The following is a 14,204-nucleotide window of genomic DNA, read 5'->3' as shown; positions in this document are numbered from 1 at the left end:
AAATCTAGAAAAACCTTGATATAATAACGTTTTCACACTCCAAATCAAAACAACATTCGCTACAAAAATAGCGAAAATCCTTATTTAAACAAAATTTATTTACTTTAGCGAAATAATGAATCTCCAAAATTTCACTTGCCTAACATAATAAGTTGGTGGTAAGTTAGACTCAAGAACGTTCAAAAATTAGTCACAAACACTAATAACAGAAAATTATAGATTAAGTGACAATTTTCTAGAGATAGGGGAGAAAATGATGAAAAAAAATCGTTGGCTTATAGCATTATCCGCGATAGCAATTCACTTATCAATCGGTGGAGCCTATGCATATAGTGTGTATAAAAATCCAATTGCTACTGAACTTGGTTGGGAACCATCACAAATTACTATCGCCTTTTCAATTATGATGGGGCTTGCTGGATTTGCCGCAGCAATGTTCGGTAGTCTCGTTGAAAAACTTGGGCCTCGTAAATCAGCAATGGTTGCTGCCGTATTGTTCGGCCTTGGACAAGGTGGCGCAGGGTTAGCCATCTCAATGGATTCGGTTGTTTTATATTGGTTGACGTATGGTTTACTTAGTGGCTTAGGGATGGGGATTGGTTATATTGCACCGGTTTCAACGCTTGTTAAATGGTTCCCTAATCGTCGTGGTCTTGCAACAGGGATGGCTGTACTTGGATTTGGATCTGGCTCACTGATTACAGCGCCAGTTGCCACTAATTTAATGGCTTCTGTTGGTATTTCAACTACATACTTTATTTTAGGTATTAGTTATTTTGTATTAATGATTTTAGGCGCCCTTTATATTGCACCGCCGAAACCGGGGGATGTAGAAGAAGCAAAAGCATCAACAAAAGGTACAAAATCACAAGAAATTGCGCAAATGTCAGCACGTGAAGCAGTGAAAACAAAACAGTTCTGGATGCTTTGGGCTATGCATTTAATTAATGTAACATCTGGTTTAATGATGATTTCAGTTGCGTCTCCAATGGCACAAGAAGTTGTTGGTTTATCCGTAGCATCTGCTGCCGCAATGGTTGGTTTAATGGGCTTATTCAATGGTGGTGGTCGCCTTTTTTGGGCAGCTTCATCGGATTATATCGGCCGTTCAAACGTATTCGTTATCTTCTTTACAATTCAATTAGTGGCATTCTTAACGCTGCCATTTACAACGAACGTTATTCTATTCCAATTATTCATTTTCCTAGTAGTTAGTTGTTACGGCGGTGGTTTCTCGAATTTACCAGCATTTGCATCTGACTTATTCGGTACAAAACAACTTGGTGTCATTCATGGTTATTTATTAACAACATGGTCACTTGGTGGTATCTTTGGTCCGATCATCGTTTCTACAATTAAAGAAGCAACAAACAGCTATATTCCAGTGTTCTATTTATTTAGCTTCTTAATTGCTATTTCATTTGGTATTTCGATTTGGCTACGCGCAGATGTAGCGAAACTTCGCAAAAAACATGCCGCTGCAAAAGCAAAAGCTTCTGCAAATGGAGAAAGTGCAACACCAGTTCACTAATAAGGTACTAAAAAAGTCTATAAAGTATTTTAGCCAGTCCTTGAACGAGACATCGTTCAAGAACTGGCTTTTTTCTTCGATGTCGTTGAATATCCGTTGCGGCGAACGCTTTTTTTGGGGGCGAGCCTTGTGCCACTTCAGGCAACAAAAGAAATGAAATAGAGAAAGAAATAAGTCACTTCCTGTTCAAAAATGAACAAGTAGCGCCTTGTCTTTAACTGAAAAAGATTCGTCATTATAAAAATGCATGTTTTTCAGTGCCCTCTCTACTTTGCTAGGTGCCTTTATTACTTAATTTAATTGAAAGCCTCTATTTAAAATAATGCTTATCGTTGTTACAATTATGAATAGAATTATTTGAAAGGTTTTGAGTAGCTTGTCATTTTACAAACTATTTTTATTCATACATATTTTAAGTGCGATTATCTCGATTGGTCCCCTATTCGGGATTTTCCCTCTACTAAATCGCATGAAAAAAACAGACACTTCGCAAACGGAAGGCTTTATTTTATCATTGCAGGGCATATTGAAGGCAATCTCCAATGGTGGACGTGTGCTCGTACCATCAGGGCTTATCCTCATCTGGCTCGGTGGCTGGTCATGGACGACTTCATGGGTTGTTTTAACGTTCATCATTATGATGTGTACGTTGTTATTTTTAGCGCGCGCCTTTAAGCCTGCAATGAATTTAGTGGATACAACGGAATTCACAAAGGAAAAATTTATTTCGATGATGACCACAGCCACGTGGAAATATATTTCACTAATGAGCATTTTACTGTGGTTGATGGTGGCAAAACCTCATTTTTGGTAGGGAATAAGCGCAAAGCAGAGTTAATTGCTTTGCGCTTGGTTTTCATATAGCATCTTTTAATTCTTCCCGCCCTTTCTGCAAGTACCCCCGCTTATTAATCCGTTGTCTAGCCTACGTTTTCATTTAATAAAAAACATGCTTTTGATGTGATGAAACTATCGAGTAACGGCAATTTTATTCCATCTATTTGTGCCCAAAGCTAATATGAAATAATTAAATCCTCCAGCGCTAGATGCTTAAAATCCCCGCCTTTATAAGTGTAATCCGTCGCAATTCGATACCAAATATCACCGTTTTCACAAATCCAATCCTCCTGCTGAATATCCATTGCCTTCATTAAAGAATTCGTAACAGCTAAATAATGCTTGTCATCGAATTTCAAACATGCTTTTAGCAGTAAATAAATACTATACCCCCGAAACTTTCGGAATGTTAAAATAATTATAGATACATACTAACGTTCGACAAAGGGGAAATGATATGACACGGCAACATGCGGGTGTGATTTTCGGGGGGATTTTATTTCTAGTTGTGGCAATGGGCATTAGCCGCTTTGCATTTACGCCAATTCTTCCGTTTATGCGGGTGGATGAAGGCCTATCATTTGAAGTAGCGGGGTGGCTCGCTTCAAGTAATTATGTTGGCTATTTTGTTGGCGCTCTTTGGGCGGGCTTTATTTATAGGAAAAAGAAACAACTTGTTATTGCAAATGTCCTAATCAATGTGACATCGATTATCATTATGGGGCTCACGCATTCCTTTGCACTGTGGATCATCCTGCGTTTCATCGCGGGCGCAACAGGTGGCATTATTTTTGTGCTAACATCGAGCATTGTCATGGATTATTTAGCGGCGAACCTGCTCACACGTTGGAGCGGCTATGTGTTTAGTGGCATCGGACTTGGCATTGCGATTTCTGGATTATTTGTTCCGTTTCTTGAGGCAATTGTCTCATGGGAAGGTACGTGGATCGGGCTCGGGATTTTATCAGCATTATTTTTATGTACGACGCTATTTTTATGGCGAAATATTCATGTGCGAGATGCTGAAAAGGTCATGAAAACAGATGATACGAACATTTGGCGCGGATTTATGCCGTGGCTAATCGCAGCATATGGACTAGAGGGGCTCGGCTATATTATTACCGGAACGTTTTTAGTTGACATTATTTACAACATTGAAGATTTGCGGGCATTCGCAGGCTACAGTTGGGTTGTTGTAGGACTTGCCGCCATCCCCTCTGCCCCGCTATGGATGCATTTAATGTCGCGCTTTTCAACAATTACGATGATGGCAATTGCATATGCGCTACAAGTATTTGGAATTTTACTTCCGGTGCTTTCACAAACGGTGTGGAGCGTACTACTTTCTGCCTTTTTATTCGGCTTTACGTTCGTTGGACTTGTGACCATGTCAACCGGCTACGGGCGTCAGCTGTTTCCGAAGCAAAGTGTCTTTGTCGTATCCATGCTGACAACCTTTTATGCGTTTGGACAAATTGTCGGACCCGTTATTGCAAGTAAATTAGAAACTCACTTCGCAAGCTTCAAGGCGCCCCTAATTTTTGCAGGATCTATTGTGGCGTTGGCGCTAGTCATTTTACTTGTTGGGTATTGGTGGAGTAGCCGCGCAGCGGAAAAAGAAATGGAAGCTGGGGAGATTGTTTAACAGAAGACAACGATTTTTTATCCATGCAATCTGCTAATATCACAGCACTAGAAGTTAATGTAATTTCATTCGATAACATCGGATATTTTACGTCAAACGAACTTTTACCACATGCAAATGTCCTGGCATTTAACTACTTAACTCTCAACCACGACTTCCAAAGGCGTTTTTAATCACTTTGTATTCGTCTTAGTGAAGTGGCTAAACTGAGAGGGCAATCGGAATATTAGAAAGACACAACTCGCCCAATATGGGGCGAGATGATGTGCTTACTTATGTACCAAAAAGGGATTTCCCCGCACTTAGCTGGGAAATCCTCCTTTGATTAGGCTTCAGTTGAATCTTCTAAACTGACTTGCCATTCAATTCCATAGCGATCCTTCAGACTTCCGTACGATTTGCTCCAAAATGTCTTTTGTAGTGGCATAATAATGTCGCCACCTTTGGCAAGTGCCTCGAAAATTTGTACATTCTCCGCTTCATCAGAGGATACATACGCCAGTGAAATATTGTTGCCCTTCAGAAAAGGTTGGCCTGGGAATGTATCTGAAAACATTAGCTTCGCACCGTTAATTTCTAACATTGCGTGCATCACAAGATTTTTCGCTTCTTCTGGAAGTGTATAGCTAGGATCTTGTGGAGAATCACCGAACGTCATAAGCGGATATTGCTCAATGCCGAATACCTGTGCATAAAAAGTCACCGCTTCTTTGCCTTCACCATCGAAAATTAAATAAGGGTTGATAGCCATTTGAAATACACTCCTTTTGCTCATTTAAATTTTAGCTGCCTTAGAATGTAAAAACTACTACATTCCTATAATAGAACATTCGTTCCTTTCCTGCAACTATTGATGCTCCTCAACTGTATATTCCCCAATTCGCGTTTTACAAACACACTTTATTATTCTTAAGTCAAAAAAATGTATGGAAAAGCCTAATTGACCAAGTGTTTTTTATTATATACATCCCCTACTTGCACTTTTAATCCACCGCATTTTACAATTGAGTTAAAAAGGAGGCTTACCTATGGAGAAATATTATTCCATTGGCGAAGTGGCGAAATTGACGAATATATCGATTCAGACACTTCGTTATTACGATCAAATTGAATTATTTAAGCCTTCCCATGTCGATCCACAAACGAATTATCGTTACTATAAAGACTCGCAACTTTTTTATTTGGATTTTATTAAATCGTTGAAACACCTGGGGACATCGCTGGAAGAAATAAAAGAGGCGCAGCGATTTACGCCAAGCGAGCTCCTTACCTTTCTAGAACAGCATGAAGCGGTCATCGAGGAACGGTTACACCGGTTAACTGAAATTCAACTTAGTCTTCTAAAAACGAAGAAGCAAATGAAGGATCAAATTGAAATGACCATTTTTAATGAAGTACACGAAAAAGAGGAAGAAGCTACGCACATATTGAAAATCGCAACAACTAATTTAACACCTAGCCATCTTCCAAATACTTACTATAACTCCCTTAAAAAAATTTTAGAAAAACAAGGTAGTGCGATGATTAGTCGATACGGATGTATGTTTGAACTGAAATCCTATGAAACAATCGATGACATTTTGTACGAAAATGTATTTACACCGCTTATTACAGATCGTGCCATTATCAATTTAACAGTGGATATGGCAGAAGATGTCGTTCCTGCTGGGCGCTATATTTGCATAGCATTTATGTTCTCATTGGAACCGTATTTCGAACAATACAAAAAGTTGCATCACTATATTGAAGAAAATAAATTAGCAGTCCACCCAATCGTCTATGAAATCTTTATGCCAACCAATTTTTCGCCAACTCGGGCAGATGAATTTATTGTAGAGTTAAAGGTAAAACTTCTATAAGAAGGATGTCTTGTTAAGAGACATCCTTCTTTTCTTATTGAATAGGTAAGTGCAACGTAAGCATATCCACATAAAAAAGGACAGCATAACACCCTATTTTGCGGTGATTCGTGTCTTTTTCCTACTAAAAATAGAATGTAAAGTTAAAACGTTGACTCTATAGTCGCTATAGGGTTTACTTTAGTATTGAGTACTTAAATGAAACGATTCGATTAAGGAGAAATACTATATGGGTTTAAAGGAACAAAAGGTCACCTTAACAATTTTACTAACAAATTTATTCATCGCATTTTTAGGGATTGGACTTGTTATACCGGTTTTACCAACCATTATGAACGAGCTGCAAATTAGTGGTGCCACTATTGGCTATTTAACAGCAGCGTTTGCAATTACACAATTAATTTTGTCGCCCTTTGCAGGGAAGGCAACTGATAAATTTGGCCGTAAAATTATGATTGTTATTGGCTTATTTATTTTCGGCTTTTCAGAGTTATTATTCGGATTAGGAGAAACAATCGAAATATTGTTTCTTTCGCGAATTTTAGGTGGTATAAGTGCCGCATTTATTATGCCTGCAGTTACAGCATTTATTGCCGATATAACAACGTTGGCAACTCGTCCAAAAGCACTTGGCTTTATGTCTGCCGCCATTAGTACAGGCTTTATTATTGGTCCTGGAATTGGCGGATTTTTAGCAGAGTTGGGTACGCGTGTGCCATTTTTCTTTGCTGCCGTTCTTGGTACGGTAGCGGCTATTTTATCGCTTGTTTTTCTAAAAGAACCTGAGCGCAATGAAGAGGAATCCGGTATCCAACAGCAAGCGTCTGGATTCCGCCGCATTTTTGTACCGATGTATTTTATCGCGTTTATATTAATTTTTGTATCGTCTTTTGGTCTGGCTGCATTCGAATCATTCTTTAGCCTATTTGTGGATCGCAAGTTTAGCTTTACACCAAAAGATATTGCGATTGTTATTACAGGTAGTGCGATTGTCGGTGCGGTGGCACAGGTGCTATTATTTGACCGCCTCGCAACACGTATCGGGGAAATTGCGATAATTCGTTATAGTTTAATTTTATCGGCAGTATTTGTGTTTGTGATGACGCTAGTTGATTCGTATTTGGCGATTTTACTGACGACATTTGTGTTATTTGTCGGCTTTGATTTATTCCGCCCTGCCGTTACGTCGTATTTATCAAAAATTGCAGGGAGAGAACAAGGCTTTGTAGGAGGCATGAACTCCATGTTTACGAGTCTTGCAAATATTTTCGGACCCATTTTAGGCGGAATTTTGTTTGATATTGATTTGAACTATCCGTACTATTTCGCAACCTTTGTGCTCGTGATTGGTGTGGGTATTACGTTTGTTTGGAAACAACCAGACAATATAGGTCATTAAGAAAAGCGCATTCGCGCCCGTTTGCACGCGACAGCTGCTTGCGAGCCCGAAGCGAAAGTAAACGCTCCACCACTTTCGCCGAGGGCACTGAAAAACTTACGTTTTTTATGATGGTTTCGTTTTTCAAATAAGAATAAGGCACTTTCTGTTCGAATCGAACGGAAAGTGCCTTATTTCTTTGTCTATTACTTACACTTTTTCATTTAGCAGTTTCAATATTCGTTTGAGATTCACCGCAAATATCGTTGTGGCACCTTGGATTTGCATGCCAAATAAACCCGCTGATATGGCTGTTTTATAGCCATGCGGATTTTTTAATTCACTATTTTTCGCCTCTATTTTATAACGGTTTTTCGCAAGCTGTTTAAATGCATCAGTTTCTTGGAAAGCAGCTTGTTCTTCATGTTCAATTGATTTAATGGTCACATTATAGGTTTTACTTTTTGCCTCATCCTTATAACAGCCCTCACGCATCTGGCAGACTTTACATTTTTCAATATCAAAATAAAATGCCATTTTCGGATTTTTATTCTTATTTTTATTCTTAGAAAGTGCCTTTCGAATAGCTAGATGCCCAGCTGGACAGACAAACATACCAGCATCTTTATTGTAATCAAATTCGATTTTTCGTTGTCCGCTACCGTTTGTAATGACTGAATTTAACTTTGAAATTAATTGGAGCTCTTTTGATTTAGCATATTGTAAGTTATCTTTCGCAGAATAAGCGGCGTCACCAATCACCGTTTCAATTTCCATACCTGCCTCTTTACTTTTTTCAACTAGTTCTTGAAGATAATGACCATCACTTTTTTCACCTGTTGTCACAACCGCAGCCGTAATAATTCGTTCATCACTCATCGCAATATGCGTTTTGAAACCAAAGAAAGCCGAGTCAGCCGACTTATGTCCAACCCGCGCATCGGGATCATTTGAATAGCTTAACTGATTCTCATAATCATCAATCACTTCTTTTAAAACATTTAATTTTTCTTTCACAGCCGGGATTTGTGCAACCTTTGATTGCGTTTCCACCACTTCAACTACTTGACGACAGTAATCTAATTCTTCTGTGACTTCATTTGACGTAGGCTTCTCAGGGAATTTTCCAACCATGTTTTCGTCGAGTTGATACACGGCTTTACGTACATTTTTAGATTTTTCCTGTAAAAATTCTTTTGGCGATTTTTGATTATAACGAGCCTTTGTATGGGTAGCGTCAACGATGACCATTTTACTTAGTAGTAGCCCTTTTTCTAAGGCAATTTCAACTGTTTTCTGAATCAGTAAATCTATTAAATTCACATCTTGGAGACGAAGTCGACGGAATTTTGTCAGTGAACTTGAATCGATTACATCATCTTCTGGTGCCATCTCTAAAAAATATTTAAAGGACATATCGTATTTTGAACGCTCGACAAGGTCGGCATCCGATAGATCATGAATCACTTTTAATAGTAAATATTTAAACATACGAATCGGTGGAATCGCGTTACGGCCATTATCTAAACAGTATTTCGATTTTAGTTCGTCTAGAATAAATGAGAAATCCACAAGTTCATTAATTTGGCGAAGCATATTGTCCTTTGGGATAATTAAATCGTACAACGCCATGTACGGGCTCAAATTGAATGTTTCCTGTTTAGAAATCATGGTCGCACCACCTTTTATTAGTACTTTAATTATACAAGAAATGTGTGCGATTATACGAGGGAAGAGCCCTTCTTGTGATGAAAGTAGTTCCAGTTGATTGGAATGGAGGCGGCGACTTCTGCGGGAACAGCACGAGCGGAAGCACCCGGACTGAGCGAAGCGAGGGAGAAGGCTGGAGCCGTGCCCGCGAAAAGCGTCCGCCGGAATGGAAATCAACGGCATCGAAGAAAAAAAGCGTCCAGTAACGAATTTCCGTTCTTGGACGCTCTTACTTATAGCTGAAGGACTTTTTCAGTGCCCTCCTTTCGCCCGAGGGATCGAAGCGACCTCGAGCGTGCGGCGCGAATGCCTAGACATTATCAAAAAGTTATACTTTCTTATCTCTTAAAAAACGACTCCATCGCAGATTTTAATGCTGCTTATGGAGTCGCTTTTTTTATTTTTTTACTAATCTCCAAGTCCGTACATCGCAGGGATGAACACCGGTAGCATAATGAAACTGAATAGCACCATTCCCGTTGCTGTCATACGGTCTGGCGTTAAATAAGTTGCTTCAACAAATTAAAAGGATCCTGGCACAACAATATTTGAGCCGCTTGGTCCCTCTACACGCTCAAATGAACCCTTAGGAATAATAATTGTTGCGATATAGGCAATAACCATTAATCCTACTAAAATAACATAAATATGCGGCATCGTGAATTTACCTTTATTTTACGCAACCTTTACTTCTTCCTGCTCTACTGACGTAATCATCCCTTGCTCTAGTACCTTTTTCATACAGTCTCCCCTATCTTCCTATATGTATTTCTAGTTAAACATTGTTGTATGCGAAAACTGCCTCAACCAAAATCTCCATAGCATAGCGCATACCCTCTTCATCAATATCAAATTTAGGATGATGATGTGGATACACTATGCCTTTTTCTTTGTTCCCTGCGCCAATAAAGAAATAGCATCCCGGGGTGTTTCGCATAAATGCCGAGAAATCCTGAGCCCACATATTTGGTGCAAAGCGTGCGAAACATTCCTCGCCGTAAAGCCCAATGATGACATTTTCCATAACGGCTGCTTTTTTGTAATCATTAATGACTGGTTCATAGCCTGTTAAATATTCAAGTTCGTAAGTTGCGCCGTGTGCTTCAGTAATATCTTTTACAACCCGCTCTATTAAAGTTGGCATTTCTTCACGAACTTCTTTATTAAATGTACGAATTGTTGCTGAGATTTCTACGGAGTTCACAATAACATTCATTGCTTCTCCGCCAATAAATTTTCCAATTGATAGCATAGCGGGTTCAAGTGGATTCGTAGTATTTGAAATTACCTGTTGTAAATTCGTTACGACCTGCGCACCAATGGCAATGCTGTCTATTGTATCGTGAGGCATTCCAATTCCAGCGTCGCACTTCCCTTTTACCGTTAAATAAAAGCCGTCTGGAGCTGCCATTGTAGGACCATAAGCAATACCAAATGTGCCCACTTCTTGCGTTATTATTAGATGCGCGGCAATGACTGTATCGACACCTTCCATGCCCCCTTCCTCGACCACTTCAGGGGCACCACCTGAAAAAAATCCCTCTGCATGTTGGAAAAAGAAGCGCACTTCTCCTTTAATTTGTTCTCGCATGGAAAGTAATATTTTCACTGTCCCTAGAAGCATGGCTGTATGCCCGTCATGACCACAAGCATGCATAACACCATCTACGGTTGACTTATAATCTAGACCCGTATCTTCCTTAATCGGCAGTGCATTCATATGTGCATGAATCCCCAAAACTGGACCTGGCTGACCGCCTTTTAATTTTGCCATTACACTATATTTTGTTGGTCGTGTAACTTCTAGCCCGCCTATTGAAACTAGTGTGTCATAAATAAATTGTGAGGTTTTCCCCTCATGGTAAGATAGCTCTGGGTTTGCGTGAAGATGACGTCTCCATTCAACCACCTCTTTAAATACTTCTGACACTCTATCTGTGACTGCCTGCATATTATTCACCCTTTCCACTCTTATCAAAAACTAACTCACCTTTAATGAAGGCACTGATAAAGTTGATTCCTACTAAAATTTCTACGAAGCATCAGCAACATAGTGATAGGTCATTGGTGCGCTGGCACTCGCTTTTTCGCGTGTGGTGGTGAGCCTCCTCACCTATGCTTTCTGAATAAAATAAAGCAGAAGCATAAAAATACTATGTAGAAATTCCGTTTCGGTTTTTTTCAGTGCCCTCTTTTTCTGCTAGGCTCTTTTTTAAGAGTACTTTCTGTTAATTTATTTTAAGCAATTTCCGTGCCAATTTTATGCTACAAAAATAATGAACGAATTCTTTAGTTTATTAGAATATTCTTAGAACAAAATAAAAAAACGTAAAATTTCTCAGACAAATTCGTCAAAAAAAATTTACGTTTGTTTATATCAATTTATATTTTTGCATTTTATAATGTAGCGTTTGCTTGGAAATATTCAATGACCTCGCTGTTTGTGATATATTCTCACCACATTTTACGTAACTTTCCTGAATGATGGCGATTTCTATTTGCTCCAATTGTTCTTTTAATGAAAGTGCATCATTTCTCTTAATATCATTCTTATTTTGTAATAAGTGACTATTTTTAATCGTGTCAGGTACGTCCTCAAGCGTCAACAGCGTCGACTGAACATTATGATACGCTGTTTCAATCGAGTTTTTTAACTGACGAATATTCCCAGGCCAATGATACGCTTTAAAGCAATCCAATACATCTTCTTCAATATCTAAAATTCGAATATGCATGATATCGTTATAGCGATTTATATAATATTTCGTGAGAAGTTCAATATCTTCAGGACGCTCTTTTAATGTAGGTAAATCGATTTGCAAAATACTTAGGCGGTAATATAAGTCCTCACGTAACTTACCTCCCTCTATGAGTTCAAAGGGATGTTCATTCGTTGCGGCAATAATCCGAAAGTCGAGTTGCATATCTTCTTGTCCACCAAGGCGACGCACACGTTTTTCTTCCACTACTTTTAACAGTTTTACTTGCATATCTAACGGAAGAGAGTTTAATTCATCTAAAAATACCGTACCACCTTTTGCTTGCTCAAAAATCCCAGAAGAGTCATTTGCACCTGTAAAGCTTCCTTTAACTGTTCCAAATAGTGTGCTTTCCATTAATCCTACCGGAACTGCCCCACAGTTAAGTGCAACAAATGGCTTATCAAAACGATTACTTGCGTTATGGATTGCTTGAGCAACCATTTCTTTACCCGTCCCTGTTTTCCCATAAATTAAAACAGCAGAATGTGATTTTGCCATTTGTATCACTTTTTCCTTGATGAGCTGCATTTTCGGATTATGTGTCATAATATCCTCTACCGTGTAAAGCGTATTATTATTTCGGTATATAGGATGCTTTGCTTTTTGATTAACGTAATCAATATCCCCTAACTCATAGTAGTGCTTCGAAAACTCAATGGCGCCAATGATTTTTCCATCTACACAAATTGGGTAAGTGGCACTATGTATCGCTACTTCCTGTCCACTAAAAGTCTCGACATGTTGTTTTACCGCAGGCAGCGGTTCTCCTGAACGTAACACATGCATAATAGTACTTTTTTCTGCTGGTAAATTTGGATAGAGTGCCGTCACTTTTTTCCCTAAAAAATCTTCCGGGCGTACGCCGATTAGCTTTAAAATATGGGCATCGGCAAGGTCAAAGAAAATCACCTTTCCATGCTCATCGGCTACTAGTACATCGTCATAATCTGATAATAATTGGAAATTCGGGATTGTCTGAATCATTAATACACCCCCTTCGAATTATTTTTTTCTCGTTTTGTTGACTGAGCAATACCGAGTTGTTCCCGATATTTCGCGACTGTCCTCCGAGCAATGACAATGCCTTGTTCCACAAGAAGACTCGTTATTTTTTGATCTGAATAGGGCTTTAGCGGATTTTCCTGTGCAATAATCTGCTTAATCATTTCTTTAATGTGTAAAACAGAATTTTGTGTCCCGTCTTCTGTTGGGAGACCGCGAACGAAAAATATTTTTAACGCAAATGTCCCATGTGGCGTTTGAATAAATTTACTGCGCGTTGTGCGACTAATCGTCGATTCATGAAGTCCAGTAACTTGTGCCACATCTTTAAGACGCAGTGGCTTTAACGCCTTCTTTCCTTCTGTTAAAAAAGCTTGTTGGTAGTCTAAAATAATTTTTGTAACATTATATAATGTCTCGTGGCGCTGCTCAATTCCTTTTTTTAGTAATAGCACCTCGGATAACTTCCCTTTTAAATAATCCGCAACCTGTGCATTTTCTTGTAACAGCTCCTCATAATAATGATTCACCGAAATTTGCGGCATATATAGATCGTTAATGCGAATAACAAATTCATCCCCAAAAGACTCTACAATAATATCCGGCACGATGTATTGAATTTCACGAGGCGCTACTTCGTATACAGGACGCGGGTTGAGCGTTTGAATAAAAGCGAGCACTTGAGCCACTTCATTTAGTGAAATCTCATATATGGCAGCAAGCTGATCAAACTCCTTGCCTGCTAGCTCGTCTAGATGATCGACAATAATTTGGTTTGTATAATGCGGGATATTTTTTTGATTTCGTAGCTGGAGTAACAGACATTCCTGTACCGTACGTGCACCAATCCCTGCTGGCTCAAAGCTTTGCAGCACCTTAAGTAGTTCCTCACAGGCTGTTAATGGAAGTGTAAATTCATCGGCCACTTCCTCCAATTCACATTGCAAATAACCGGAATCATTTAAGTTTTGAATGAAATACAGGACGACTTGTTTCTCAAGCTGTGTCAGCTGCTTTTGCATAGCGAGTTGTTCCATTAGAACAAGCTCCAACGACTGTTCATTTGCCGTGATTTGAAACGGCAGTTCATTTGATTCTGCAAAGGTTGTTCCTTGCACCGGTATACGTGCTAAATCTAGCGTCGTTTCAAGCAATGGGGAAGGTTCAAGCTCCATTAATGGATTGGCCTCAGCCTGCTCTTTTATATGCGTAATGAGGTCATTCATGGAATACGATAAAATATCGAGCGATTGCTTTAGCTGCGGCGTAAGCGCTAGATTTAATTGTTGTTTTTGTTGCAACTGCATCGACAATTCCATACAACCCCTCCTTCTCTACTTAGAAAGACACATCTCGCCCAAAATAGGGCGAGATGATGTCCTTACTTAGGTAGATAAGAAAGTTATACTTTCTTATCTACTAAAATAGTATGCTGAAAATTAAATATTTTCAAATATTTTTATGCAAAATGAGTATTTTT

At 39.0% G+C, this 14,204-nt stretch carries 12 protein-coding genes; 5 read left to right on the top strand and 7 right to left on the bottom strand.

What is annotated here, in order from left to right; all coding sequences use genetic code 11:
- Positions 1–256 precede the first annotated feature (256 nt).
- Entirely contained in the window at positions 257–1,531 is a 1,275-nt protein-coding gene (locus MHH87_RS01305; RefSeq protein WP_340747548.1) for an L-lactate MFS transporter, read from the top strand.
- Between the two features lie 376 nt (positions 1,532–1,907).
- Complete coding sequence (locus MHH87_RS01300; protein ID WP_340747547.1) at positions 1,908–2,345, top strand: DUF2269 family protein; 438 nt, start codon at positions 1,908–1,910, stop codon at positions 2,343–2,345.
- A 199-nt stretch (positions 2,346–2,544) separates the two neighbouring features.
- Here the strand turns inward: MHH87_RS01300 and MHH87_RS01295 are convergent, their stop codons facing one another.
- A complete protein-coding gene (locus tag MHH87_RS01295) occupies positions 2,545–2,727 on the bottom strand; it encodes a hypothetical protein (RefSeq protein WP_340747546.1) in 183 nt (60 codons plus the stop codon).
- A gap of 98 nt (positions 2,728–2,825) precedes the next feature.
- Between MHH87_RS01295 and MHH87_RS01290 the strand changes: the two genes are divergently transcribed.
- Positions 2,826–4,013 (top strand): YbfB/YjiJ family MFS transporter, encoded by a 1,188-nt coding sequence (locus MHH87_RS01290; RefSeq protein ID WP_340747545.1) that lies wholly within the window; start codon positions 2,826–2,828, stop codon positions 4,011–4,013.
- A gap of 325 nt (positions 4,014–4,338) precedes the next feature.
- On the opposite strand, the gene MHH87_RS01285 is transcribed toward MHH87_RS01290, so the two are convergent.
- Positions 4,339–4,764 carry a VOC family protein gene (locus MHH87_RS01285; protein ID WP_340747544.1) on the bottom strand — a complete coding sequence of 142 codons (426 nt, stop codon included), beginning with the start codon at positions 4,762–4,764 and terminating at the stop codon, positions 4,339–4,341.
- Positions 4,765–5,041: 277 nt separating this feature from the next.
- Here MHH87_RS01285 and MHH87_RS01280 point away from each other — a divergent pair, with 277 nt between their 5' ends.
- Together MHH87_RS01280 and MHH87_RS01275 are read left to right on the top strand one after the other, a co-directional pair.
- Positions 5,042–5,872 carry a MerR family transcriptional regulator gene (locus tag MHH87_RS01280; protein ID WP_340747543.1) on the top strand — a complete coding sequence of 277 codons (831 nt, stop codon included), beginning with the start codon at positions 5,042–5,044 and terminating at the stop codon, positions 5,870–5,872.
- Between the two features lie 229 nt (positions 5,873–6,101).
- Positions 6,102–7,271, top strand: coding sequence for an MFS transporter (locus tag MHH87_RS01275; RefSeq protein ID WP_340747542.1), 1,170 nt, complete (start codon positions 6,102–6,104; stop codon positions 7,269–7,271).
- Positions 7,272–7,460: 189 nt separating this feature from the next.
- Here MHH87_RS01275 and MHH87_RS01270 read toward each other — a convergent pair whose 3' ends face one another.
- From MHH87_RS01270 to rpoN, 5 genes are all read right to left on the bottom strand, one after another.
- The gene (locus tag MHH87_RS01270; protein ID WP_340747541.1) at positions 7,461–8,921 is read right to left on the bottom strand and encodes an IS1182 family transposase; all 1,461 of its coding nucleotides are present in this window, start codon (positions 8,919–8,921) and stop codon (positions 7,461–7,463) included.
- A 561-nt stretch (positions 8,922–9,482) separates the two neighbouring features.
- Positions 9,483–9,617: a hypothetical protein gene (locus MHH87_RS01265; protein ID WP_340747540.1), complete on the bottom strand. Its 135-nt coding sequence runs from the start codon at positions 9,615–9,617 to the stop codon at positions 9,483–9,485.
- 118 nt (positions 9,618–9,735) lie between these two features.
- Complete coding sequence (locus MHH87_RS01260; RefSeq protein WP_340747539.1) at positions 9,736–10,911, bottom strand: amidohydrolase; 1,176 nt, start codon at positions 10,909–10,911, stop codon at positions 9,736–9,738.
- 421 nt (positions 10,912–11,332) lie between these two features.
- Entirely contained in the window at positions 11,333–12,706 is a 1,374-nt protein-coding gene (locus MHH87_RS01255) for a sigma-54 interaction domain-containing protein (protein WP_340747538.1), read from the bottom strand.
- A complete protein-coding gene (gene rpoN, locus MHH87_RS01250; RefSeq protein ID WP_340747537.1) occupies positions 12,706–14,043 on the bottom strand; it encodes an RNA polymerase factor sigma-54 in 1,338 nt (445 codons plus the stop codon). The genes MHH87_RS01255 and rpoN overlap by 1 nt, the downstream gene beginning before the upstream one ends.
- Positions 14,044–14,204 lie beyond the last annotated feature (161 nt).

The organism is Solibacillus sp. FSL H8-0538, assembly GCF_038003525.1.
In the GTDB taxonomy this organism is placed as follows: Bacteria; Bacillota; Bacilli; order Bacillales_A; family Planococcaceae; genus JBBOPI01.
The sequence above is the reverse complement of the archived record's forward strand: the minus strand, read 5'-3'. Positions and strand labels throughout refer to the sequence as shown.

What these genes read in the sequence shown, in the direction of transcription:
- MHH87_RS01275 (WP_340747542.1), top strand. Translation starts at nt 6,102, where the DNA reads ATGGGTTTAAAGGAACAAAAGGTCACCTTAACAATTTTACTAACAAAT.
- MHH87_RS01265 (WP_340747540.1), bottom strand. Translation starts at nt 9,617, where the DNA reads ATGCCGCATATTTATGTTATTTTAGTAGGATTAATGGTTATTGCCTAT.
- rpoN (WP_340747537.1), bottom strand. Translation starts at nt 14,043, where the DNA reads ATGGAATTGTCGATGCAGTTGCAACAAAAACAACAATTAAATCTAGCG.
- MHH87_RS01280 (WP_340747543.1), top strand. Translation starts at nt 5,042, where the DNA reads ATGGAGAAATATTATTCCATTGGCGAAGTGGCGAAATTGACGAATATA.
- MHH87_RS01270 (WP_340747541.1), bottom strand. Translation starts at nt 8,921, where the DNA reads ATGATTTCTAAACAGGAAACATTCAATTTGAGCCCGTACATGGCGTTG.
- MHH87_RS01255 (WP_340747538.1), bottom strand. Translation starts at nt 12,706, where the DNA reads ATGATTCAGACAATCCCGAATTTCCAATTATTATCAGATTATGACGAT.
- MHH87_RS01290 (WP_340747545.1), top strand. Translation starts at nt 2,826, where the DNA reads ATGACACGGCAACATGCGGGTGTGATTTTCGGGGGGATTTTATTTCTA.
- MHH87_RS01260 (WP_340747539.1), bottom strand. Translation starts at nt 10,911, where the DNA reads ATGCAGGCAGTCACAGATAGAGTGTCAGAAGTATTTAAAGAGGTGGTT.
- MHH87_RS01305 (WP_340747548.1), top strand. Translation starts at nt 257, where the DNA reads ATGAAAAAAAATCGTTGGCTTATAGCATTATCCGCGATAGCAATTCAC.
- MHH87_RS01285 (WP_340747544.1), bottom strand. Translation starts at nt 4,764, where the DNA reads ATGGCTATCAACCCTTATTTAATTTTCGATGGTGAAGGCAAAGAAGCG.